26 protein-coding genes and 1 pseudogene are annotated in these 22,875 nt (G+C 68.7%); 4 read left to right on the top strand and 23 right to left on the bottom strand.

The genetic code is table 11. The annotated features are described in order from the left end of the window. Positions 1–19 precede the first annotated feature (19 nt). Genes cds1 through IE307_RS12645 form a run of 3 tightly spaced genes read right to left on the bottom strand, consistent with a single transcriptional unit; the run spans position 20 to position 1,874 of the window. Entirely contained in the window at positions 20–1,108 is a 1,089-nt protein-coding gene (gene cds1 / locus IE307_RS12655; RefSeq protein WP_191298089.1) for an L-cysteine desulfhydrase Cds1, read from the bottom strand. Positions 1,109–1,135: 27 nt separating this feature from the next. After that, positions 1,136–1,405: a DUF4229 domain-containing protein gene (locus IE307_RS12650; RefSeq protein WP_229904649.1), complete on the bottom strand. Its 270-nt coding sequence runs from the start codon at positions 1,403–1,405 to the stop codon at positions 1,136–1,138. A 4-nt stretch (positions 1,406–1,409) separates the two neighbouring features. Next, positions 1,410–1,874 carry an Lrp/AsnC family transcriptional regulator gene (locus tag IE307_RS12645; RefSeq protein WP_191298088.1) on the bottom strand — a complete coding sequence of 155 codons (465 nt, stop codon included), beginning with the start codon at positions 1,872–1,874 and terminating at the stop codon, positions 1,410–1,412. A 192-nt stretch (positions 1,875–2,066) separates the two neighbouring features. On the opposite strand from IE307_RS12645, the gene IE307_RS12640 reads away from it, so the two are divergent. Both IE307_RS12640 and IE307_RS12635 read left to right on the top strand, forming a co-directional pair. Continuing rightward, a complete protein-coding gene (locus tag IE307_RS12640; protein ID WP_089915625.1) occupies positions 2,067–2,273 on the top strand; it encodes a BldC family transcriptional regulator in 207 nt (68 codons plus the stop codon). 57 nt (positions 2,274–2,330) lie between these two features. Next, on the top strand, positions 2,331–2,498 hold the full coding sequence (locus tag IE307_RS12635; RefSeq protein WP_191298087.1) for a hypothetical protein: 168 nt from the start codon (positions 2,331–2,333) through the stop codon (positions 2,496–2,498). Between the two features lie 58 nt (positions 2,499–2,556). Here the strand turns inward: IE307_RS12635 and IE307_RS12630 are convergent, their stop codons facing one another. The 4 genes from IE307_RS12630 to IE307_RS12615 form a co-directional block, all read right to left on the bottom strand. Further along, positions 2,557–3,924: a MinD/ParA family ATP-binding protein gene (locus IE307_RS12630; protein WP_191298086.1), complete on the bottom strand. Its 1,368-nt coding sequence runs from the start codon at positions 3,922–3,924 to the stop codon at positions 2,557–2,559. Between the two features lie 103 nt (positions 3,925–4,027). Then, a complete protein-coding gene (gene ccsB / locus IE307_RS12625) occupies positions 4,028–4,939 on the bottom strand; it encodes a c-type cytochrome biogenesis protein CcsB (protein WP_191298085.1) in 912 nt (303 codons plus the stop codon). Next, the gene (resB, locus tag IE307_RS12620) at positions 4,939–6,414 is read right to left on the bottom strand and encodes a cytochrome c biogenesis protein ResB (RefSeq protein WP_191298372.1); all 1,476 of its coding nucleotides are present in this window, start codon (positions 6,412–6,414) and stop codon (positions 4,939–4,941) included. Before resB ends, ccsB begins: the two co-directional genes overlap by 1 nt. A gap of 41 nt (positions 6,415–6,455) precedes the next feature. Further along, the gene (locus IE307_RS12615) at positions 6,456–7,232 is read right to left on the bottom strand and encodes a cytochrome c biogenesis CcdA family protein (protein ID WP_191298084.1); all 777 of its coding nucleotides are present in this window, start codon (positions 7,230–7,232) and stop codon (positions 6,456–6,458) included. A gap of 132 nt (positions 7,233–7,364) precedes the next feature. Between IE307_RS12615 and IE307_RS12610 the strand changes: the two genes are divergently transcribed. Both IE307_RS12610 and IE307_RS12605 read left to right on the top strand, forming a co-directional pair. After that, positions 7,365–8,360: a M64 family metallopeptidase gene (locus tag IE307_RS12610; RefSeq protein WP_191298083.1), complete on the top strand. Its 996-nt coding sequence runs from the start codon at positions 7,365–7,367 to the stop codon at positions 8,358–8,360. A gap of 429 nt (positions 8,361–8,789) precedes the next feature. Further along, a pseudogene (locus IE307_RS12605) lies at positions 8,790–9,916 on the top strand (IS30 family transposase). 111 nt (positions 9,917–10,027) lie between these two features. On the opposite strand, the gene IE307_RS12600 reads toward IE307_RS12605, so the two are convergent. The 16 genes from IE307_RS12600 to IE307_RS12525 form a co-directional block, all read right to left on the bottom strand. Continuing rightward, the gene (locus IE307_RS12600) at positions 10,028–10,585 is read right to left on the bottom strand and encodes a TlpA family protein disulfide reductase (protein WP_191298082.1); all 558 of its coding nucleotides are present in this window, start codon (positions 10,583–10,585) and stop codon (positions 10,028–10,030) included. Continuing rightward, a complete protein-coding gene (locus IE307_RS12595; RefSeq protein ID WP_191298081.1) occupies positions 10,582–11,211 on the bottom strand; it encodes a histidine phosphatase family protein in 630 nt (209 codons plus the stop codon). Before IE307_RS12595 ends, IE307_RS12600 begins: the two co-directional genes overlap by 4 nt. Next, the gene (gene hemL / locus IE307_RS12590; protein WP_191298080.1) at positions 11,208–12,503 is read right to left on the bottom strand and encodes a glutamate-1-semialdehyde 2,1-aminomutase; all 1,296 of its coding nucleotides are present in this window, start codon (positions 12,501–12,503) and stop codon (positions 11,208–11,210) included. Before hemL ends, IE307_RS12595 begins: the two co-directional genes overlap by 4 nt. 11 nt (positions 12,504–12,514) lie before the next feature. Beyond that, a complete protein-coding gene (locus IE307_RS12585; RefSeq protein ID WP_191298079.1) occupies positions 12,515–12,865 on the bottom strand; it encodes a hypothetical protein in 351 nt (116 codons plus the stop codon). A 5-nt stretch (positions 12,866–12,870) separates the two neighbouring features. After that, positions 12,871–13,290 (bottom strand): transport-regulating membrane protein Mce1N, encoded by a 420-nt coding sequence (mce1N, locus tag IE307_RS12580; RefSeq protein ID WP_191298078.1) that lies wholly within the window; start codon positions 13,288–13,290, stop codon positions 12,871–12,873. Continuing rightward, positions 13,290–13,916 (bottom strand): hypothetical protein, encoded by a 627-nt coding sequence (locus IE307_RS12575; RefSeq protein ID WP_191298077.1) that lies wholly within the window; start codon positions 13,914–13,916, stop codon positions 13,290–13,292. Before IE307_RS12575 ends, mce1N begins: the two co-directional genes overlap by 1 nt. Continuing rightward, complete coding sequence (locus IE307_RS12570) at positions 13,913–14,317, bottom strand: hypothetical protein (RefSeq protein WP_191298076.1); 405 nt, start codon at positions 14,315–14,317, stop codon at positions 13,913–13,915. The genes IE307_RS12575 and IE307_RS12570 overlap by 4 nt, the downstream gene beginning before the upstream one ends. Continuing rightward, positions 14,314–14,757, bottom strand: a complete 444-nt coding sequence (locus IE307_RS12565; RefSeq protein ID WP_191298075.1) for a hypothetical protein — start codon at positions 14,755–14,757, stop codon at positions 14,314–14,316. Before IE307_RS12565 ends, IE307_RS12570 begins: the two co-directional genes overlap by 4 nt. A 10-nt stretch (positions 14,758–14,767) precedes the next feature. Beyond that, on the bottom strand, positions 14,768–15,274 hold the full coding sequence (locus IE307_RS12560) for a hypothetical protein (protein ID WP_191298074.1): 507 nt from the start codon (positions 15,272–15,274) through the stop codon (positions 14,768–14,770). Continuing rightward, positions 15,259–16,233, bottom strand: coding sequence for a porphobilinogen synthase (hemB, locus tag IE307_RS12555; RefSeq protein ID WP_191298073.1), 975 nt, complete (start codon positions 16,231–16,233; stop codon positions 15,259–15,261). The genes IE307_RS12560 and hemB overlap by 16 nt, the downstream gene beginning before the upstream one ends. A 73-nt stretch (positions 16,234–16,306) precedes the next feature. After that, entirely contained in the window at positions 16,307–17,839 is a 1,533-nt protein-coding gene (locus tag IE307_RS12550) for a bifunctional uroporphyrinogen-III C-methyltransferase/uroporphyrinogen-III synthase (RefSeq protein ID WP_191298072.1), read from the bottom strand. 18 nt (positions 17,840–17,857) lie between these two features. Then, positions 17,858–18,793 carry a hydroxymethylbilane synthase gene (gene hemC, locus IE307_RS12545; protein WP_191298071.1) on the bottom strand — a complete coding sequence of 312 codons (936 nt, stop codon included), beginning with the start codon at positions 18,791–18,793 and terminating at the stop codon, positions 17,858–17,860. Then, positions 18,790–20,103 carry a glutamyl-tRNA reductase gene (locus tag IE307_RS12540; RefSeq protein WP_191298070.1) on the bottom strand — a complete coding sequence of 438 codons (1,314 nt, stop codon included), beginning with the start codon at positions 20,101–20,103 and terminating at the stop codon, positions 18,790–18,792. Before IE307_RS12540 ends, hemC begins: the two co-directional genes overlap by 4 nt. Before the next feature lie 40 nt (positions 20,104–20,143). Beyond that, the gene (locus tag IE307_RS12535; RefSeq protein ID WP_373305994.1) at positions 20,144–20,899 is read right to left on the bottom strand and encodes a redox-sensing transcriptional repressor Rex; all 756 of its coding nucleotides are present in this window, start codon (positions 20,897–20,899) and stop codon (positions 20,144–20,146) included. A gap of 168 nt (positions 20,900–21,067) precedes the next feature. After that, entirely contained in the window at positions 21,068–22,537 is a 1,470-nt protein-coding gene (locus IE307_RS12530; RefSeq protein WP_229904648.1) for a molybdopterin-dependent oxidoreductase, read from the bottom strand. Positions 22,538–22,633: 96 nt separating this feature from the next. Next, positions 22,634–22,873 carry a glutaredoxin family protein gene (locus tag IE307_RS12525; protein ID WP_191298067.1) on the bottom strand — a complete coding sequence of 80 codons (240 nt, stop codon included), beginning with the start codon at positions 22,871–22,873 and terminating at the stop codon, positions 22,634–22,636. Positions 22,874–22,875: the final 2 nt, after the last annotated feature.

Below are 22,875 nucleotides of genomic sequence, written 5' to 3'. Positions count from 1 at the left end.
CTGTGACGCACAGCTCTCGTCACCAGTTCCCCGTGCGGTGGAAGTTGTTCAGGCGTTCGAGGCACGGGTCGAGGTACAGGCCCTGTGCCGCTACCCATGTGTCGTCGTAGTAGGTGTTCGCGTAACGCTCACCGCCGTCGCACAGCAGAGTCACCACGCTTCCGCGCGCACGGGACTGCCGCATCTCGGCGACGATCTGGAACGCTCCCCAGAGGTTCGTGCCGGTCGACCCGCCGACGCGCCGCCCGAGCAGGTCCTCCACGTACCGGATCGTCGCGACGGACGCCGCGTCCGGCACCTTGATCATGCGGTCGATGACCTCGCCGATGAACGACGGCTCCACGCGCGGCCGCCCGATGCCCTCGATGCCCGAGCCGCGCGTCGCCACCAGGTCGCGGTTGCCGTCGCGCCACGCGTCGAAGAAGACCGAGTGCTCGGGGTCGACGACGGCCAGGCGCGTGTTCAGCTTCTGGTAGTGGACGTACCGGCCGATCGTGGCGGACGTGCCGCCCGTGCCGGCGCCGACGACGATCCAGTCGGGCTCCGGCGACGGCTCCAGCTTCATCTGCTCGAAGATCGACTCGGCGATGTTGTTGTTGCCCCGCCAGTCCGTCGCGCGCTCGGCGTGCGTGAACTGGTCCATGAAGTGGCCGCCGAGCTCGGCGGCCAGCCGGCGCGACTCGTCGTAGAGCGCCGACGGCTCGTCGATGAAGTGGCACTTGCCGCCCTGGCGCTCGATCAGCGCGACCTTCTCCGCCGAGGTCGAGCGGGGCATCACCGCGATGAACGGGAGCCCGAGCAGCCGCGCGAAGTACGCCTCGGACACCGCCGTGGAACCGGAGGAGGCCTCGATCACGGGCGTGCCACCGGTGATCCAGCCGTTGCAGATCGCGTAGAGGAACAACGAGCGGGCCAGCCGGTGCTTCAACGAGCCCGTGGGGTGCGTCGACTCGTCCTTCAGGTAGAGGTCGATGCCCCACTCGAGCGGCAACGGGTAGCGCAGGAGGTGCGTGTCCGCGCTGCGGTTCGCGTCCGCCTCGATGATCCCGACGGCCTCGCACACCCAGTGCCTGGTCCTGCTGCAAACGCGGTCAACGGAGGTACTCACAGCCCGCACGATAACCGGGCAGACGTCCTACGCCTGGGTGAGAGGACCTTCGTCACCACGCAGTTCGCTGCGCAACTTGTCGCGCTCGGACCTGCGCGCCGCCTGGTGGGCGTCGAGGCCGGTCGCCACCCGCTGCCGCAGCCCCTTGAAGAGGAACAACGACGCCGGCAGCGCCACGACCACGCCGACGGCCAGCGCGGGCAGCAAAGGAACCTTGAACAAGATGAGCGCGCCCGTCACCACCGCGACGAAACCGAGGCGGGCGAGGACGTAGAGCGTCACATCACGAGCGAGCACCCGTTCAGGTTACGTCGCTTTCCTCGTCGCCGGTGTTCGGGCGTCCTTCGAAGCGCGTGGAGAGCACCACAGTCGTGCGCGTGCGGGCCACACCGTGGATGCGCCGCAACCGACCGAGCGCGCGCTCCAGATCGTCCACCGTCGCCACCCTGACCTTGACGATGAACGACTCGTCACCGGCGACCCGGTAGCAGGACTCGACCTCGTTGAGCTCGGCCAACGCGACCGCGACCTCGTTGTCGTCCGCGATGTCGGTGGGGTGGATGCCGATCAGGGCGGTCACGCCCAGGCCGACCGCGCTGGGGTCGACGACCGCGTGGTACCCGACGATCACGCCGCTGGACTCGAGCTTGCCGACCCGCTCGTGCACGGCGGACGCCGACAGGCCGACCTGCCTGCCGAGATCGGCGTACGTGGCACGTCCGTTGGTGCGCAGCGCGGCGATGATCTGTCGATCAAGAGCATCCACCCGCGACACCCTATGCCCCGAGCACGCGTGCACGTAGCCGCGGTCACACGAGCAGCTGGTTCGCGGGGTCGCGAACTCTGTCCGGTTCGCCCCGGTCGTCCCTTACTACCTCTTTACCAAAAAACAAGCGTTCGAGTACCTGATGGGTCAGATGCCACGATCAGACCGGAACGTCTGATCTGAGGAGGACGAGTGACTGCAGCCACCGAGCGGCTCTTGACGCCTGGGGAAGTCGCCAATCTGTTCCGGGTCGACCCGAAGACCGTGACCCGATGGGCCACCGCAGGTCGCATCGGCTCGATCCGCACCCCTGGAGGACATCGCAGGTTCCGTGAGACCGAGGTGAAGCAGCTCCTTTCGGAGCTGACGACCGAGGCGACTGAACCCGTCCGCCACTGAAACCGTAGTAATCCCTGTGCCGCGGGTAATCTCGTGGCAAAGGGAGGTGGCGACACGATGATCTACCTGCTGGCGGTGATCGGTGCGCTCACCGTGGCTGTGCTCGTGTGGCGAGCGTTCGCCCCGCAGCACTCGGAGTTCACTTCAGGCCGCAAGGTGATCGCACCCGACGACGACCCGGAGTTCCTGCGCAAGCTCGACGAGCAGCGCAAGCGCGACGAGTGAACGGAAAAGGGGCCCTGATCCCAGGACCCCTTTCCGCCACTGTCGTGCGCTGACCCGCTCAGTTGTGCGGGAAGTCGTCCGCGACCACCGCGGCGAGTTCCAGCAACGCGAGGCGGGTCTCCGGCGCGAGCTGGTCCAGCGCGATCTCGGCGCCCTCTTCGAGGTGCTCGTCGAACGGCAGGCGGACCACGGCACGGCATCGCTGCTGGAAGTGGGCGGCGAGCTTGTCGAGGTCGACCTTGCCCGACTTCGGGCGCACGGAGTTGATGACGCACACGGACTTCGCGACCAGGTCGCGGTAGCCGTGCGCCTCCAGCCAGTCGAGCGTCGCCGCTGACGTCTGCGCGCCGTCGACCGAGCCGGACGACACGAGGACCAGCGAGTCGGCCTCGTCCAGCACGCCCTTCATCGCGGAGTGCATCAGGCCGGTGCCGCAGTCGGTGAGCACGATGTTGTAGAAGTGCTCCAGCAGCTCCACCGTGCGCCGGTAGTCGTCCTCGCTGAACGCCTCCGACACCGACGGGTCCTGCTCGGACGCCAGCACCTCGAGGCGCGCGGGCGACTGCGAGGTGTATGCGCGCACGTCGCTGTACTTCTTGATCCGCGGGGCGTCGCGCAGCAGGTGCCGCACGGTCGCCGTGGTCTCGCGCGGGATCTTCAACGCCAGCGTGCCGCGGTCGGGGTTCGCGTCGACGGCGACGACCCGGTCACCGCGCAGCGACGAGAACGTGGACCCGAGCGTCGTGGTCGTCGTGGTCTTGCCGACGCCGCCCTTCAGGGACAGCATCGCGATCTTGTAGCACCCGCGCAGGGGCTGGTTGATCCGCGCGATCAGCTCGCGCCGCCGCACGTCGGCCGGGCTCTCGCCGAGGTTGACGGCGCCACCGGTGATCGAGTGCAGGGACTTGCGCCAGCCGGACGTCGGCGGACGCTTCTCCTTCTTGATCAGCTGCTGCGACGACACCTGCTCGGCCTGCGAGCGGTACTCCTGCTGCGGGAAGTTGTTCGGGAACTGCTGGCCGGCGAACTGGCCGTACTGCGCCGTGCTGCCGACCTGGTGCGGACCGGACTGCGAGCCGGGCACCGGGTAGGGACCGGACGCGTTGCCGGGCACCTGGTACGGGCCGGAAACGTTGCCGGGCACCGGATAGGGCCCGGAAGCGCCGGGCGGCACCTGGTACGGGCCCGAGGCGTTGCCCGGGACCTGGTAGGGGCCGGAAGCGCCGCCGGGGACCTGGTACGGGCCGGAGGCGTTGCCCGGCACCTGGTACGACCCCGACTGGTTGCCGCCCACGTTGTGAGGGCCTGATTGGCTGCCGCCGACGTTCTGCGGGCCGGATTGCTGCGGGTCGAGGTAGGCCGCCGCCTGCGGGTCGACGTACTGCGGGCCGGAGCCCTGATCCTCACCCGGTGATTGCCAGTTCACCGCTGTGGCCCTCCCTGAGCAAGAGAGACCGAGACTTCCCCGACCCCCGGGTTGCGACGGTACGCAACCGGTATCGGTTCCATCGACCTGGGGGCTTAACTCGTTAGAGACCTGCGTACGAATGCAACCCAGTAGTGACCAAGTTGATGAAGAACAGGTTGAACACGTTCAGGGCGAAACCCGCGATGTTGATCCAGGCGGCCCCACGGCCACGCCAACCGGCCGTCGCGCGCGCGTGCAGGTACGCCGCGTAGACCACCCACGAGACGAACGCCACCGTCTCCTTCGGGTCCCAGCCCCAGAACCGGCCCCAGGCCGCTTCCGCCCAGATCGCGCCGCAGATGATCCCGGCCGTGAAGAGCGGGAACGCGAGCACGGTGGTCCGGTACGACATGCGGTCGAGCACGTCGGCGGACGGCAGCTTGGGGAAGCGGTCGGGCTTGCTGTCCTTGAGCAGGTAGAGGATCGACGTCACGCCGGGGATCAGCAGCACGCCGGACGAGATCGAGATCACCGAGACGTGGATCACCAGCCAGTACGACCGCAGAGCCGGCTGGACGGGCGCGGACTCGGCGTACAGGACGGTGCCGCCGAGGAACAGCAGGATCAGGATCGGCGGCAGCACGAACGCACCGAGGCGGCGGATGGGGAACTTCACCATCAGCACGATCCACGTCACCACGGCCGCGAGGCACAGCAACGACATGTACTCGTACATGTTGCCCCAGGGCGCGCGCCCGGCGGACAGGCCGCGCATGACCAACGACCCGAGGTGCAGCACCGCGCCGAGGACCGTCATCGCGGCGCCCATGCGGCCGATGCGCTCGGCCCTGCTCAGCTCGGCCTTCGGCTCGTCGGTGAGGACGTCCGGCCCACCTGCCCCGACCAGCTCCTTGCGCGGGGCGCGGGCGAACGCCTGCTCCACCGCGTACAGCAGGATCGCGAAGAGGTAGACGCCCAACGCGCTGCGGTACAGCCAGTCGCTGTAGGTCGCGAGGGTCTCGTCAACCGGCATCAGGACTTCTCCTCGTTCAGAACCGCGCGGGCCAGCCGCGTGAACTCCTCGCCGTATCCTGCCTGGTCAGTGCGGGCGAGCCCGCCGACCTCGACCAAAGTACGCCCGTCTTCCAAACGGGTCGCACGCACCCACACCCTGCGGCGCTTGACGGTCAGCGAGACCCCCAGGCCGAGGATGATCAGGATGGCGAACGCGAGCACGTAGATCTGTGTCGGGTCGTGCGACACCTGCAACGACACCCAGTCGTTCACGGAGTCGAAGCGCACCTTGGTGCCGTCGTCGAGCGCGATCTCCTCGCCCAGCGCGAGGTTCTTGCGCGCGACCTTGGCCAGGCGGCCCTGCTCGACCATCTTCTGGTCGATCGAGAAGATCGACTGACCTCGCCCGTCGTCCACGCCGAGGTCGCCGCGGTACACGTCGACGGCGACCATCGGGTTGTCCAGGGCGGGGAACTTCGAGTTCAGGATGCCGCCGTGCAGCAACGGCGTCGGCGCCAGCAGCCCCGTCACGGCGATCTGGTTCTTGCGGCGCGTCTCGGAGTCCGTGATGCCCGGCGGGTCGAACTTCGTCGCGCCCTCGGAGGCCAGCGTGAGCTGGTCGGCCGGCAGCCACTGGATGCCCTGCGTGCGCTTCTCGCCGTTGGGGAACGTCACCGTGAACGTCGGCGTGTAGCCGTGGCCGAGCAGGTAGACGCGGTCGCCTTCGGTGCGCAGCGGGTGGTTGACCTGCAGCGTGTACGGCTTCCAGGTGTTCGACGCGAGGTCGCCGCCCGACTGGTAGCGGATGTCCGCCTGGAAGCCGACGGGCTGGCCGTTCTCGAGGTACTCCGCGGAGAACTTGCCGATCTCGACGCAGAACGGCGTCAGGTCCGTGCCGTCGACCTGCAGCCCCGGCCGGAACTGGTCGTAGTTGAAGATGCCGCCGTTGCAGAACTGGCCACCGTTGGCCTGGACGATGATCTGGCCCTCGTAGTTGAACATCTTGCCCAGCGCGAACGACACCAGCAGGCCCAGCAACGCGAAGTGGAAGACCAGGTTGCCGGTCTCGCGCAGGAACCCGCGCTCGGCGCTGACCGTGCCCTCACCGCTGTCCATCCGCCAGCCGCGCAGGACCTTCTTGGCCTTGCCGAGTGCCTCGTCCGGCGTGACGTCCAGCTCGGCCTGCGCGTGGTGCGGCATGCGCGAGAGGTTGCGCGGCGTCAGCACGGGCTTCGCGCGCATCTGCTTGAAGTACTCCCACGTGCGGGGAAGCAGACACCCGACGAGGGACGTGAAGAGCAACAGGTAGATCGCCGCGAACCACGGCGTCGCGTACACCTCGAAGAACCCGAGCTTGAGGAGCAGCTCGCCCCACCAGCCCTTTTCCGCGACGTACTCGTCGACCTTGGCCCTGTTCAGCGACAGCTGCGGCAGCAGCGCACCGGGCATCGCCGCGAGCGCGAGCAGGAACAGCAGGGTCAGCGCGGTCCTCATCGAGGTGAGCCCGCGCCACGTGTTGCGGAGGAAGGCGATCACTAGAGCGGCAGCCTCACGACGTCGACGAACGAGTAGCGCAGCCACCCGACGAACTCACCCCAGAGCCCGGTGACCAGCGCGATCCCGACCAGGATCAGCAGCACGCCACCGAAGACCTGCACCTGCCGGGCGTGCGTGCGCAGCCACTTCGTCACACCCAACGCCCACCGCGCGCCGAGCGCGAGCACCACGAACGGCAACCCGAGCCCCAGGCAGTAGGCCAGCACCAGGAACCCGCCGCGCACAGTGGACGACCCGACCTCGGTCCCGTTCGACAGCGCGAGCACCCCGGCCAGCGTCGGCCCGAGGCACGGCGTCCACCCGAGCGCGAACACGGCCCCGAGCACCGGCGCCCCGAGCAGCCCGGCCCGCGGCTTGGTGTGGAACCGCACGTCCTTCTGCAGCGCCGGAACGAGTCCGATGAAGACCAGTCCCATCAGGATCGTGACGACCCCACCGATGCGCTGGAACAGATCCGCGTTGAGGAACAACGCCTCCGTCGTTCCGAGGATCGCCATGGACGCCAACGCGAAAACGACCGTGAACCCCAGCACGAACAACAAGGAGGCCCCGGCAACCCGCAACCGCCCCTGCTTGGCGGGTTCGTTCGCCTCGACCCGAGGCGCCTCCGCCCCGACCAGCCCGGCGAGGTAGGCCAGGTACCCCGGCACCAGCGGCACCACGCACGGCGACGCGAACGAGATAAAACCCGCCAGCAAAGCAACCCCCGTGGCCAACAACAGCGGCCCGGAGATCACCAGATCAGTGGGGTTCACAACCCTCAGAGTAGGTAGTTGCCCAGATCACGCGACGACCGGTCTCCGTTTAAGACCTAGGTACAACCGTTGGGCCAAAAGTGCCAACAATTGCCGCTTGTGGGTGACCTCATGGTTGCTTAGCGTAAACACATGCATCGTTCGCGGCTGCTCCTCCCAGCGCTGACCGTCACCGCGCTGACCCTGTTCGCGCAGGTACCGGCCGGTGGCGCAGCCCCGGCGACGGAATGGCGCGAAGTCTTCAACGAAGACGGCACCATCACCCAAACCCGAACACCGAAGGCCCCACCGGAGAAGTCCTCGGACCTCCGCACCCTCGAAGCGGCCGAAGTGATCCCGGTCCAGGTGACCGGCGACTCAGCAGACCGCTTCGACCTGGTCTTCGTGGGCGACGGCTACACCGCGGACGACCTCACGACCTACACCGCCAACGTGAAGAGCAAGTGGGAAGAACTCTCCTCGGTGGAGCCCTTCGCCACCTACAAGCAGTACTTCAACGTCTGGCAGGTCAACGTCATCTCCCCGGAGTCCGGAGTGGACCACGACCCCACCAAGGGCCTGCTCAAGAATACAGCCCTCGACATGGGCTTCTGGTGCCAGGGCCGAGACGCGAACACAGAACGCCTCCTCTGCGTCAACGAGACGAAGGCCAAGGAGTTCGCCGCCCAAGCCCCGCAGTACGACCAGGTCATCGCCCTCGGCAACACCACCAAGTACGGCGGCGCAGGCGGCTCGGTGGCCACCGCCTCCGGCTCCAACGCCCAGGCAGGCCAGATCGCCATCCACGAACTGGGCCACTCCATCGGCGGCCTGGCAGACGAGTACGACTACCCGTACGTCAACTACACGGGCAACGAACCACGAGAAATCAACGTCACCAAGGACCCCACCGGCGCCAAGTGGGGCGAATACCTGGGCCAGCCCTCCCCGGACGGCGGCGTGATCGCCCCGGTGGAGGGTGCCCGCTACTACAAGACGGGCCTCTACCGCCCCACCGGCAACTCGATCATGCGAACCCTCGGCAAGGAGTTCAACTCCATCGGCAGGGACGCCATGATCAAAGCCTTCAAGGCCAAGATCCCGTCCCTGAACGAACCGACAGAACCGGTGGAGCCGCTAGCCCGCTAGACGGACTGGGCAACACCCAACAGCCGCGAAGCCGAAGGCGAGCCGTCCTTAGTCCTCAGCAGGAGGCCTGGGCGGTGGGGTCCCGTCACGAGTCGCACCACAGCTCTCGCTGCATGCAGGTAGGGGTGTCAACTCGACACGCTTTTCGTCGAGTTGACACCCCTACCTGCATGTGGCCAGCTCCTGGTGCGACTTGTGACGGGACCCCACCGCCAACGCAACCCAACTACGAAACAGACAGCCGCCCAACGAAACAGGCGTGCCATCAGCCTGCTCACGGCGCCACCCCCCGATCAGACTTGGGTTCTAGTGGTCGTTGCAACGCCTGAGTTGTTCGGGGTTGTGATGTTCGAGATCCGGGAGGATCGCTCGAGGCGTGGGCGGTTGGATCGGGAGCGAGCCGCATATCTTGATCTTGTGGCGAGTGGTGTGAGCAGCCGGGAGGCGTGCCGGGTCGTCGGCGTGAACTACCGGACCGGGAAGCGATGGCGTCACGGCAGGCCCCGGTCGAGATGGAACGCGGGGTCGCCGCCGATCACCGAGGCGGCGGCGCCGATGCCGCGCGGCAGGTTCTTGAACGAGGACGAGCGGATCGTGATCGCTGACCGCCGCCGGGAGGGTGTCTCGATGCGGCGGATCGCGGCCGAGCTGGGCCGCGATTGCTCGACGATCAGCCGGGAGCTGCGGCGCAACGCTCATGAACGCACCGGTGATTACCGGCCTCATGCCGCCCAGCGGCGGGCCCAGGCCCGCCGGCCGCGGCCCAAGACCGGCAAGCTCGCCGCGAACCCGGTGCTGCGCCAGGCCGTCCAGGACGGTCTGGACCTGAGGTGGAGTCCGGAGCAGATCGTGACACGCTTGCGCCGCGACTTTCCTGACCGCCCGGAGCTGCACGTGGTCCACGAGACGATCTACCAGGCCCTCTACGTTCAAGGACGCGGTGAGCTGCGCCGTGAGCTCACCGCCGCGTTGCGCACCGGCCGGGCGTTGCGCCGCCCGCGCCGCCACACCGGGCAACGTGTTCCGCGCATGTCCACACCGATGGTCATGATCAGCGAACGCCCCGCCGAGGCCGAGGACCGGGCGGTCCCGGGACATTGGGAAGGCGATTTGATCATCGGCAAGGACAAGAAGTCCGCCATCGGCACCCTGGTCGAACGCGCCACCCGCTACGTCCTGCTCGTGCACCTGCCCCACGGTCGCACCGCCGACACCGTCCGCGACGCGCTGATCGACACCATGAGCGGCCTGCCCACCCACCTGCGCAGATCCCTGACCTGGGACCAAGGCGCCGAGATGTCCGGCCACGCCGGATTCAGCATCGCCACCGACATCCCGGTCTACTTCTGCGACCCGCACAGCCCCTGGCAACGCGGCAGCAACGAGAACACCAACGGCCTGCTACGCCAATACTTCCCCAAATCCACAGACCTCACCGTCCACAGCCGCGCACACCTCGACGCCGTCGCCATCCAACTCAACGGCCGCCCACGCAAAACACTCGGCTGGGACACCCAGCCGAACGCATGAACAAGCTCCTGACCGAAGCCAGCTGATCATCTGCGTTGCGACGACCCCCAGAATCCACCAGATTGCCGGGGGTCTGGGGGCAGAGCCCCCAGGGGAAAGCACGCAAGGCGACCAGGCCGCACGCAACAGCAACCAACCTACTCCCGCGCCAACTCATCCAAAACAGACTGCAAATCCGAAGCCAACACGGGCACCAGGAACGCAGCCGCCACCCGATGCTCCTTGTCCACAATGAACGTCGAAGGCACAGAATTAGCCGGAACCCCACGAAACACGTTGATAAAACTCCGAGCAGAAGCATCATAAATAGACGGATAGGTCAGTGACCGATCCTTCATGAAATCCCGCGGATGATCCTTAGAGGTCTCCTTGACATCAACCCCGATCACCTGCGTCCCAGCATCAAAAACCTTCTGCATCTCAGGAGCCTCAGTCCGACAGGGCCCACACCAAGCCCCCCAGATGTTGATCACAACCGGCTTCCCGGCGTAATCAGACAGCCGAACCACCTTGCCGTCCTCAAGCAGAGACTCCCCTTCAAGCCCCTTCAACGCCTTCCGATCGGCAACCGGGTACCGGATCTCAACCTTCCCACCAGGAGCAACGAGATAAAAATCCCCACCCCCAACGGGAGAAGCATCCTTCCCCGCAGTACACCCAGCCAACAACAAAACCAAAACCAAAAGCCTCTTCATGCCCCAGTCACCCGAGGATTAGTAGCCCCAACCGGCTCAGTGTAAGAAATCCGAACCAGTTGCTCCCCCTCAAAAATCAAAGAGGTGAGCGAAGCAAGCGAACACTCCCGCTTCCGAGGGTCATGCCACATCCGCTTCCCCTCAAGAAACCGCCGCACAGTCCAAATCGGCAACTGATGCGAAACACAAACCGCTTCATGCCCCTCAGCAGCAACCCGAGCCTTCTGCACAGCTCCGAGCATCCGATGAGCGATCTCGATGTAAGGCTCACCCCAAGACGGCCGAAACGGATTGACCAACTTCGGCCAGTGCTGCGGCGACCGCAAAGCCCCGTCCCCCACAGCGACCTTCAACCCCTGGAACTGGTTGTCAGCCTCGATCAACCGCTCATCCGTGTCCAACTCCAACCGATGCGAATCAGCGATCGGCGAAGCGGTCTGCTGAGCCCGGTCCAACGGCGACGCAACGACATGCACGATGTCGTGGTCAGCCAGGTGCTCAGCCACGGTCAAAGCCTGCTTCTGCCCGCGCTCAGACAACTTGAACCCCGGCAGGCGGCCGTAGAGAACGCCGGTCGGGTTGTGCACCTCACCGTGGCGCAACAGATGGACGACGGTGCGGCTCACTTGCGGGCCTCCTTGGCAGCACGGGCCGCGTGCGGCAGTGCGTCGGCGATCACGTCGAACTCCTCTTCACCCATGGCGGCGTTGACGAACCACGCTTCGAACGCCGACGGCGGTGCGTACACGCCTCGTTCCAGCAGGGCGTGGAAGAACGGCGGGAAGCGCCACGTCTCGCACGCCTGTGCGCCCGCGTAGTCCTTCACCTCGGTAGAACCGAAGAACACGCTCACCAGGTTCCCCGCGAACTGCACGCGGTGCTCGACACCGGCCTCCGTGAGCGATGCCGTGAACAGGGCGCCGAGGCGCGTGGCGTTGCGGTCGAGGGCCCGGTAGACGTCCTCGTCCGCGGCCTTCAACGTGGCCAGACCGGCGGCCACGGCCACGGGGTTGCCCGACAGCGTTCCCGCCTGGTAGACGGGGCCGGAGGGCGCCAGTCGCGCCATCACGTCCGCGCGGCCGCCGAACGCGGCCGCCGGCAGACCACCGGACATGACCTTGCCGAACGTGTAGAGGTCGCCGCGCACGCGCTCGAGGCCGTACCAGCCCGCGCGCGAGACGCGGAAGCCCGTCATGACCTCGTCCATGATCAGCAACGCGCCGTCGGCGTCGCAGATCTCGCGGAGCTTCTCGTTGAAGTCGGGGCCGGGGGCGACGGCGCCCATGTTGCCCGCCGCGGCCTCGGTGATGACGCAGGCGATCTCGCCGGGGTTCTCCGCGAACGCCGCGCGCACCGCGTCGGCGTCGTTGTACGGCAGCACGATGGTGTCCTCGGCCTGTGCGCCCGTGACGCCGGGCGACGAGGGCAGGCCGAGCGTCGCGACGCCGGAGCCCGCCTGGGCGAGCAGCGCGTCGACGTGGCCGTGGTAGCAGCCGGCGAACTTGATGACCTTGCGGCGCTCGGTGAAGCCGCGCGCGAGGCGGATCGCGCTCATCGTGGCCTCGGTGCCCGAGTTGACCAGGCGGACCTGGCGGACCGGCTCGACGCGGTCGACCAGTTCGGCGGCGAGGTCGATCTCACCCTCGGTCGGCGTGCCGAACGACAGACCGGACGCGGCCGCCTTCTGCACGGCCTCGACCACGGCAGGGTGGGCGTGCCCGAGGATCATCGGGCCCCACGAGGCCACCAGGTCGACGTACCGGTTGCCGTCCGCGTCCCACAGGTGCGGGCCCTCGCCACGAACCATGAAGCGCGGGGTGCCGCCGACGGAGTGGAACGCCCGCACCGGAGAGTTGACCCCGCCGGGGGTCAGCGTCGACGCGCGCTCGAACAGGGCCTGGGATCGACTCGCAGTCACGTACCCCAGTCTCACATGCCGGAGTCGGCTGCTTCCTGCGGCCGGGTCCGCACGGCCAGCATGATCTGCCGCACAGCGTCCAGGGCGAGGACCACGGCGAGCGTGGCCGCGCCCACGGCGGTGCCCAGCCAGTTGCCGTGCAGGCGGGTGGAGATCAGCGGCTCGCGGCCCTCGATCGGGTACTCGAGAGGCACGACGCCCCGGTTCCAGCACCACACGGCGGCGATCACCAGCAGGACGACCGCGACGGCCTCACCCGCGGCGATGAGCCACCGCTTGGGCTGGTGCAGGCCCGGTCCGGCCGGCGGCGCCTCTTCGGGCTGTTCCACGACGGTCTCCGGCTCGGTCACGGCCTCTGTCACGTCGCTCACCTTCTCACGACCCGGCGCAGCGCCGCGAGGAAGGCTTCCGGATCGCGCGCCCACCCCAGCACCACCGTTCCGTCGACCAGCCGCAGCGGCACCGCCGTCGTGCCCTTGGGCACCGACCAGCCGCCACCGAGCACCTTCGCGCCGGTGGGCGCGCCGACGTCCTCGGCGGCCTCGATCATCGCGACCGGCACCTTCTCGCGCCCGAACTGGGCCTCTTCGGTCGTCAGCACGATGCTGCCGGTCTTCACCCGCAGGTTCACCCACAGCACCGCGCAGAGCGTCAGCACGAGTCCGACGATCGCCCACAGCGCCACGGACGCGGGCCCGGTGATCAGCTCGATCAAGTACCCGGCCACGGCGAACGCCGGTCCCCACAACAACGGCCACCAGCTGCTGCCGGACTCGCGGTAGAGCACTAGCGGACGTACCTGTTCGAGGCGGGCAGGAACTGCAGCACCACGGCCGCGACGGTCAGCCCGATCACGACGACGCAGAGCGCGGCCCCCGGCTGCCACACCGGCAGCTGCAGTTCGAGCGCCAGCGTCACGACCATCGACAGGACGCCGAGCGCCCCGAGGATCGTCAGCAGGATGCGCGCCCAGTTCTGGCCGTTGCGCAGCACGATCGCGAACGCGATGTAGGGCGCGGCGGCCACGAGCATCGCGAAGCCCGCCATCACCGAGACGGCGCGCAGGCCGAGCTCACTGGCCTCGCGCTCCTCCACGGACATGCGCGTGCGGTCTCCCGCGATCAGGAAGTCGGCGTTCACGAGCAGCAGCACGGGGATCACGGCGACGGACAGCACCGCGCCCGCGATCCAGATCCACATGGCGGCGGTGATCGTCGGCGGTCGCGGCGGCGCCATCTCCTGCGGCAGCACGGGGGCGAGCGGAGCCATCCCGAAGCCCGCCTGGCCCACCTGGTTCACCTGGTACTGCCCCGGCACCACCGGATAGCCGCCGGTGGCGGGATACCCGCTCGCGGGGTTCTGCCACTGCACGTCGTCGGCCGGGTTGCGCCACGGGTCCTGCGGGTTGGTCACGGCTCACGCACCTCCGCGATCCACTGTGCCGTACGCGCCTGCCACGTGAAGACGATCGCGGCGCAGATGAGCAGCAACGTGACCAAGTTCGACGCGCTGATCCCCACGAACAGGATCCAGACCATGTGCGCGATCGCGACGAACGACAGCGTGATCCGCGCCCAGTTCCTGCGCTTGAGGAACAGCCGGGTCAGCAGCACGTAGGCAGCCACGAACACCAGCGCGACCCCGGACAACGTGGCCAGGAAGCTCGTGACCTGTCCGGACGACCAGTTCGTCAGCCGCTGGACCTCACCGCGCTGGAACCACAGCCCGGCCGTGGTGAACACCACGAACACGGCCGTCGCGAGCCACAACCCGACCGCGATGCGCACCGGCCTGGGCGTGTCCTGGTCCGTCACGTCAGTTGCTCGCGCTCGGTCAGGTAGTCCGTCGACTGCCGGAAGTAGAACAGCACCAGACCGGCCACGGCGATCAGCGCCGTGACGATGCCGAGCGTGTTCGTGACCATCTGGAAGAACAACCCGATCAGCAGCGTGATCATCAGGCCGGTGCGGCTCTTCTTGATCCCCGCCCTCACCTTGCCCGCCAGCCAGGCGGCGAGGCCGGCCAGCACGAGCGTCACGACCAGCGAGACGGTCACCAGGACGTTCATGGTCGAGGCGATCATCTCGGACGTGATCTTCGGGTCCTTGTTGGCCTGCACGGCGGCGTCGACGAGCGCCTGCTTGTTGAGCAGCACGTACAACGCGGCCAGCACGCCCAGCGCCGAGCCGGCGACCACGAGCCAGTAGCCCGCGTTGATCGTGCCGGGGGTGCCCGATTCCTTCGGAGACGTCACGCTCGCGAACCTATGTGCGCGGGGAGTCGGTGTCCACCGCGACCCGCTTCGCGAAGTGCGCGGACACCCGGTACATCAGCACGATCGCGGACGCGTCCAGCACCGTGGTGACCGCCGTGACGGCCAGGTCGACCGGCTGCATCTCCACCCCGAGCGAGGCCGCGGCACCGCTGCCCCAGGCACCGAGCCGGAACAGTCCGAACGCGACGGACGCACCGCCCAGCACCGTCAGCACGATCCGCGCCCAGTTGCGGCCACGCGCCATCGTGTTCGCCAGCCGCGTGTACGCGACGAGCACGGCGACGGCGATCACGAGTCCGAAGAGGACACCGCCGTTCACGCCCGCGTCGATCTGGTCCTGGCTCATCGCCGGGTTCTGGCGACGCGCCTCGGACACGAGCATCTCGCGGTCGAAGAGCTGTGCGACGAACCTCAGCATGCCGACGCACGCGCTGGCGATCCACAACCAGCGCGCGACGTCGATCAGCTTCGGGACAACGGTTACCTGTCGAGCCACCGGGCGGCTTCCACTGCCCAGTAGGTGAGCACGATGTCCGCTCCGGCGCGGCGGATGGACGTGAGCGACTCGAGGATCGAGCGCTCGCGGTCGATCCAGCCGTTGGCAGCCGCGGCCTCGATCATCGCGTACTCGCCCGAGATCTGGTACGCCGCAACGGGAACGTCCGAGACCTCGGCGACCGAGCGCAGCACGTCCAGGTACAGCAGGGCGGGCTTGACCATGACCATGTCCGCGCCCTCGGCGAGGTCCAGCGCCACCTCGCGCATCGCCTCGCGGGCGTTCGCCGGGTCCTGCTGGTAGGTCTTGCGGTCGCCCGCGAGCTGCGACTCGACGGCGTCGCGGAACGGGCCGTAGAACGCCGAGGCGTACTTGACCGCGTACGCGAGGATGCCGGTGTCGGTGAAGCCCGCGGCGTCCAGGGCGTTGCGGATGAAGGCGATCTGGCCGTCCATCATGCCGCTGGGGCCGACGACGTGGGCGCCGGCGCGGGCCTGGGCGACGGCGAGTTCGCCGTAGGCCTGCAGGGTCGCGTCGTTGTCCACGGTGCCGTCGGCGGCGAGCACGCCGCAGTGGCCGTGGTCGGTGAACTCGTCGAGGCAGCAGTCGGACATGAGCACGGTGGTGTCGCCCAGTTCCGCGCGCAGGTCGCCCAGGGAGGCGTTGAGGACGCCGTCCGGGTCGGTGCCGGCAGAACCGACGGCGTCGCGCTCGGACGGGACGCCGAACAGCATGATGCCGCCGACCCCCGCCTGCACGGCCTCGACCGCGGCCTTCCGCAGCGAGTCTCGCGTGTGCTGCAGGACGCCCGGCATGCTGCTGATCTCAGCGGGCTCGGACAGGCCTTCCTTGACGAACATCGGCAGCACGAGCTGACGGGGGCGCACCTCGGTCTCGGAGACCAGGCGGCGCATGGCGGGCGTCGTGCGCAGACGCCTCGGCCGGTGAAGTGGGTACATCTTCTGACTCCCTGACGGAGAGAGTCGAAGGGGCCGCTCAAAGGATCTTGAGCGGCCCCGACGGCTTCGTGAACTAGCTGCGGCGCAGACGCTTGGTCTTGCGCGGAGGAGGCAGCGCTCCCTCGGCGCGCAACCGGGCGGCGTGGGCTGCCAGCGCGTCGACCAGCGCGGGCACGTTCGCCTCCTCGGGCTGCACGTCGACCCGGAGGCCGAACTCCCGCGCCGTCTCGGCGGTCTGCGGGCCGATGCACGCGACGAGCGTGCGGGCGTGCGGCTTGCCCGCGATGCCGACCAGGTTCCGGACCGTGGACGACGAGGTGAAGCACACCGCGTCGAAGCCACCGGACTTGATCATTTCGCGGGTGTCGGCGGGCGGCGGGGCCGCACGCACGGTGCGGTACGCCGTCACGTCGTCGATCTCCCAGCCACGTTCGCGCAGGCCCGCGGCCAGCGTCTCCGTGGCGATGTCGGCCCGCGGCAGCAGCACGCGGTCGACGGGGTCGAGGATGTCGTCGTAGGGCGGGAAGTCGTTGAGGAGACCCTCGGACGACTGCTCACCGGACGGCACGAGCTCGGGGATGATGCCGAACGAGCGCACCTTCGCGGCCGTGGCCTCGCCGACGCAGGCGATCTTCACGCCGGAGAACGCACGGGCGTCCAGGCCGAACTCGCGGAACTTCTCCCACACCGCGCGGACGGCGTTGGTCGAGGTGAAGACGACCCACTGGTAGCGGCCGTCGACGAGACCCTTGACCGAGCGCTCCATCTGCGCGGGGCTGCGGGGCGGCTCGACCGAGATCGTCGGCACCTCGACGGCGATCGCGCCGTGCGAGTGCAGGCGCTCGGACATCGCGCCGGCCTGTTCCTTGGTCCGCGGGACCAGCACCCGCCAGCCGTAGAGCGCCCGCGACTCCCACCAGGAGAGCTTCGAGCGCGCTGCGGCGGCAGCGCCGACCGTGACGACCAGCGGGCCGCCCATCTCACCGGCGTCGGCCGCGACGGCGGCCAGCGTGGTGTCGATGGTGCGCTGCTGGAAGCCCGTGCCCTCGGCGGTCACGGCGACCGGGGTCTGCGGCGCGAGGCCGTTCTCGACCAGGTTCGACGCGGCCTCGGCCAGGTGCGAACCGGTCGCGTGCAGCACGAGCGTGCCGGGCGAGGCCGCGAGGCCCGCCCAGTCCGTCACGGCGCGCACGTCGACCTCGGTGTGCACGCCACCGAGCGCGACACCCGCGTACGCCGGAACCGCGGTGCCCGAGGGCACACCCGGAACGACGTCGAACGGGATCGTCGACTTCGCGACGGCCTGCGCTTCCTTGACGACCGAGTCGAGCGTCAGCGGGTCACCCGCGACGAGGCGGACGACGGTCGCACCGTTGCGCGCCTCGTTCACCAGGTCCTTGGCCACGTCGGCGGACTCACCGACAGCGGGGCGGACCTCGACTCCCTCCGGCACGGTCGCGAGGACGTCCGCAGGGACGTCCGGGTCCGTGACCACGAGTTCAGCCCTGGTGAGCAAGTCGTGGGCCCGGACCGTGAGCAGCCCGGTGTCGCCGGGGCCGGAGCCCACGAAGGCGACGCGTCCGGGGGTCTTGCGTGCGCGGGTCATCAGGGCACTCCCCATCGATTACGCCTCTGGACCGCTGAGAACCGCGGCCCCGAGGTCGAGCAACTCGGCGGCCAGCGCCCGGCCGAGTCCCTCAGCTTCGGTCAAGTCACCGGTGGCGGACGCGCGGAGGAGATCGTTCTCCGGCGTCGCTGCGACCCCGCGCAGGGAAAGTCGGTACACGACCTTCCCGTCGTCGTCGAGGTCTTCCACCACATCGGCCAGCGCGCCGACCGGCGCGCTGCAGCCCGCCTCGAGCGCGGCCAGCATGGCGCGCTCAGCGGTCACAGCGGCCCGGCTGGCCGAATCGTCCAAAGTGGACTGGATCAGGTGCTCGGCGTCGACGTCGTCGACCCGGCACTCGACTGCCAACGCACCCTGCGCGGGTGCGGGAAGCATCTGGATGGGCTCCAGGTTCTCGGTGATCTCACTCGTGCGGCCGAGGCGCGAGATGCCGGCGCGAGCCAGCACCACCGCGTCGAGCTCACCGTTGCGGACCTTGCCGATGCGCGTGTCCACGTTGCCGCGCAACGGAACGATGTTCAGCCCGAGGCCGAGGGCCTCCAGCTGCGCGGCACGGCGAGGGGAACCGGTGCCCACAGTGGACCCCGGCGGCAGCTCGCCGAGCGTGAGACCGTCGCGCGCCACGAGGGCGTCGCGCGGGTCTTCGCGCACGGGCACGGCCGCGAGCACCAGACGGGGGTCCGGCGCGGTGGGGAGGTCCTTGTAGGAGTGGACAGCGATGTCGATCTCGCCGGCCGCCAGCGCGTCGCGCAGGGCCGACGTGAAGACACCGATGCCGATCTGCGCGATCGGCGCGTCGGAGAGGTCGCCCGGCGTCTTGACGACGACGATCTCGACCTGAGCTCCGGCAGCCCTGAGCGCCTCGGCGACGGTCCCCGTCTGCGCGAGCGCCAGTGCGCTGCCTCGGGTACCCATCCGTAGGGTGCGGGTCACCGCGTTTCACCATCCACTGAAGACTTGGTCTGACTGACAACCCCAGGCGTCTGGGGGTCGAGCCCGAACAGCTCGCGGAGAGCCTCCGCGTAGCCGGTACCACCAGGGGCGGAGGCGAGCTCCTTCACCCTGACGGTCGGCGTGTGCAGGAGCTTGTCTACAACGCGGCGCACCGTCTTGGCCAATTCACCGCGTGTCGCGGGGTCCAGTTCGGGAAGTCGCGAATCAAGACGGAGCAGTTCGGCGTCGACCACCTCGGCCGCGCGCTTGCGCAGGGCCGTGACGGTCGGCGTGACCTCGGCGGAGCGCTGTCCCGCGAGGTAGGCCTTGACCTCGTCGGCGACCAGCGTCGCCGCGAGACGGGCGTCCTGGCCGGCAGGCGCGTCGGAGAGACGGCGCTGCAACGTCTCCAGGTCCACCACACGAACGTTCGGCAGCTCGGCCGCGGCCGGGTCGACGTCCTTGGGCAGGCCCAGGTCGCACACCACGAGGGGCCGCGACCGCTTGCTGATCATGTCCGCGCGGACCGTCGTGCCGACCGACCCGGTGCACGCGAAGACGATGTCCGCGAGGTCGACCTCGACGGGCAGCGCGGCCAGGTCGACGGCCGTCGCGGGGACGCCCTCGGCCTTGAGCGACGTGGCGAGACGCACACCGTTGGCCTGCGTGCGGTTCGCGATGACGACCTCGCCGACGCCCGCGCGGCGCAGGTGGGCGGCGGCCAGGCCGCCCATGGCGCCGGCGCCGACGAGCAGCGCGCGCTTGCCCACGAGGGTGCCCAGCTCGGCCTCGGCGTCACCGAGGGCCTCGGACACGACCGACGCGCCCGCGTGGTCGATGCCGGTCTCGGTGTGCACGCGCTTGCCGACGCGCAGCGCGTTCTGCGTGAGTTCGTGGACGGTTTTGCCGACGGTGCCCGCCTCGTCCGCCGCCGCGTACGCACCGCGCAGCTGACCGAGGATCTGGGACTCGCCGACGACCATCGAGTCGAGGCCGGCCGCGACGGAGAACAGGTGCTCGACGGCAGCGGCGGCGTAGTGCACGTAGAAGTGCTCGTAGAGCGACTGGGGCTCGATCTGCGCGTGCTGCGCGAGAACCTCGACGACCTCGGACATACCGCCGTGGAACGACTCGACGACGGCGTAGACCTCGACCCTGTTGCAGGTCGACAGGACCATCGCCTCGGAGACGCTGGGGGCGGCGAGCAGCTGGCCCAGGACCTTGGGCAGGTCCGGCTCGGCCACGGTGACGCGTTCGAGGACCGGGACTGGGGCGGTGCGGTGCGACAGACCGACTACGAGCACGCTCATGCAGTCATCACCACGTCTGCCGGAGCCGTTTGGCTCTCGCTCACGGGCGAATCACCATCCCGTCCACACCGAGTCCGTTGTTGCCGACCGAGACGCTGGCAGCCTCGTCCGCACGTCGAGCGACGTGGAACGACAGGATCTGCATCTCGACCGCCAAGTCAACCTTGCGCACCTCGACGTTGTCTGGAACCTGAAGGACAACCGGTGCGAAATTAAGAATGCACTGGACGCCCGCAGATACCAAACGGTCGCAAACCGACTGGGCGGCGGGCGGCGGCGTCGCGATGACACCGATCGACACCTCGCGCTCCACGCAGATCGCGGTGATCTCGTCGATGTGGTTGACGGGAATGCCCCCAACAGGGATTCCGACGAGATCGTCGTCCACGTCGAAGAGGGCGGTGACCGGGAACCCGCGGCCGGGGAAGCCGCCGTAGTTCGCGAGAGCGTGACCAAGGTTACCGATGCCGACCACGGCGACCGAGTGGTTGCGGGTCAGGCCCAGGATGCGCTCGATGTGGCTGACGAGGACCTCGACGTCGTACCCGACGCCCCTCGTGCCGTAGCTGCCGATGTAGCTCAGGTCCTTGCGGAGCTTCGCCGCGTTGACGCCGGCCGCCTGGCTCAGTTCTTCACTGGAGACCGCCGTGACGCCCTGGTCGGCCATGCCGGACAGGACGCGGAGGTAGACGGCGAGCCTGGCCACGGCCGCCTCGGGGATCGCACGGGCGCGCTCCCTGTCGGCAGGCTCCGCAGGGGTGGTGGTCGTCTCACCTTCGCCCCGCTGTGATGCCACGCTCTCCGACCTCCGGGTGTGCTTCACCGCAGGGTCTCCGCGGCATTGGTGATGTGCACACCGTACCGCTTGTGAACGCATGCACAAAGTCGGTGATCAGGTGTCACAGCACCGGTGACAGGGCGTGACCAGCGCTTCCTCGGTTCATGATCACTACGGGGTGAGCGCCTACTCGACGGTGAAGGTGACCGAATGCCATCCCGTAGCACCGTCGGGAACCGGGTCGAGGCGCGCCTGGTCCTGGGTCTGGCCGGACTTGTCGGTGGCCCGGCACTCGGCCGTGTGACTGCCCCGGGACAGGTCCAGCTCGATCTTCCACATCCGCCACGTGGTGTCGCTGACGTCGGCTCCGAGCACGGTCTCCTGCCACGGTCCGCCGTCGACCCGCACCTCGACCTTCGCCACGCCCTTGGGCTGGGCCCACGCCGTTCCGGCGATCATGGTCTTGCCCTGGACCTTGCCCATGCGCTTGGGACGGTCGATGCGCGAGGAGGCCTTGATCGGCGCCCGCGTCGCCCAGCCGCGCGGGATCCAGTAGCCCTGGTCCTTCGCGAACGTGGTGACGTTGAGGTCGGTGACCCACTTCGTCGCGGACACGTAGCCGTAGAGGCCCGGCACCACGAGCCGCGCCGGGAAGCCGTGCTCGGCCGGCAGCGGTTCGCCGTTCATGCCGATCGCGATCAGCCCGCGTTCGAGGACGTAGTCGAGCGGGCTGCCCGCCGTGAAGCCGTCGTCGCTGGTGCTGAACAGCTGGTCCGCACCCGCCTTCACGCCGGCTTCGCGGAGCACGTCGCCGATCCTGATGCCGACGAAGTTCGCGGTGGAGATGTACGGTCCGCCGACCTCGTTGGAGACGCACGTCAGCGTGACGGTCTCCTCGACCAGGTCCCGGCTGCGGATCTCCTCGAACGTGAGCACCGTCGGCCGCTCGACCATGCCGTGCACCCGCAGCGCCCACTCCTCCGCCCGGATCCGAGGCACGCTCAGCGCCGTGTCGATGCGGTAGAAGTCCTTGCCGCTGGTGATGAAGCTAGGGGTGCCGTCCCCGGCGAAGTCCGCGCCGAGCGGGATCTCCGGTGCCTTCACCTTCGGCGTGAGGTCGCCGACGGCCTGCCTGCTGCCCTCGACGTCCGTCCTGGCGCCGAACAGCTGCCCCGCCACGCCCGCCGTCACGGCGAGCCCGGCCGTGATCAGGAACCCCCGCCGGCTGTCGCTCTCCTCGGCCTCCCTGTGCAGGTAGCGGAAGACGTAGACGCCCGCGGCGGTGCTCACGACCGGTGCGAGCACGGCGAGCTGGCCGACGTCGGGCCTGGTCACGACCGCGATCACGCCCACGAACCCGAGCAGCACGACGACCAACGTGCCCGGCGCCGGGCTGTTCCTGCTGGCCAGCCCCGCCCCCACGGCGATGCCCGCGAGGACGAGGGCCATGCCGAGGAGCAGCACGAGCTTGTCCGCGGTGCCGAACGTGGTGACCGCGAAGTCCTTGAGCCAGGACGGCGTGATGTCGATGAAGGCGTTGCCCACGGCCAGGTACGGGGAGGCGCTCAGGCCCACGAAGGCCGCCACCAGGTGCCCGGCCGCGAGGGCGGCGACGAGCGCGAGCAGTCCGGTGAGTGCGGCCTTGGCGGGCTTCATGCCTTCCATTCGACACCCTCGCGGCCCCGGTTCGCTCAGGTCGTAAGGGGCCGGTAATCAACTCCGCGTCCGGATGCCCGGACGCGGAGGCCGGAACTACCCCGCGAGGGCCGCCCGCAGGCGGTCCTCCTCCACCTTCCAGTACCCGTGCTCCGCCCCGTCGACCAGGAACACCGGCACCCGGTCGCCGTACTCGGCGCGCAGCTCCGGGTCGCTGTCGACGTCCTCGACCGACCAGGTCGCGCCCAGCTCGGCGCAGATCCGTTCGATCTCGACGGCCGCCTCCTCGCAGGAGTGGCACGACACCCGGCTCATCAACGTCACGTGGTGGGACATGG

It is taken from the genome of Lentzea cavernae, from assembly GCF_014653695.1.
Taxonomy (GTDB): Bacteria; Actinomycetota; Actinomycetes; order Mycobacteriales; family Pseudonocardiaceae; genus Lentzea; species Lentzea cavernae.
The sequence above is the reverse complement of the archived record's forward strand: the minus strand, read 5'-3'. Positions and strand labels throughout refer to the sequence as shown.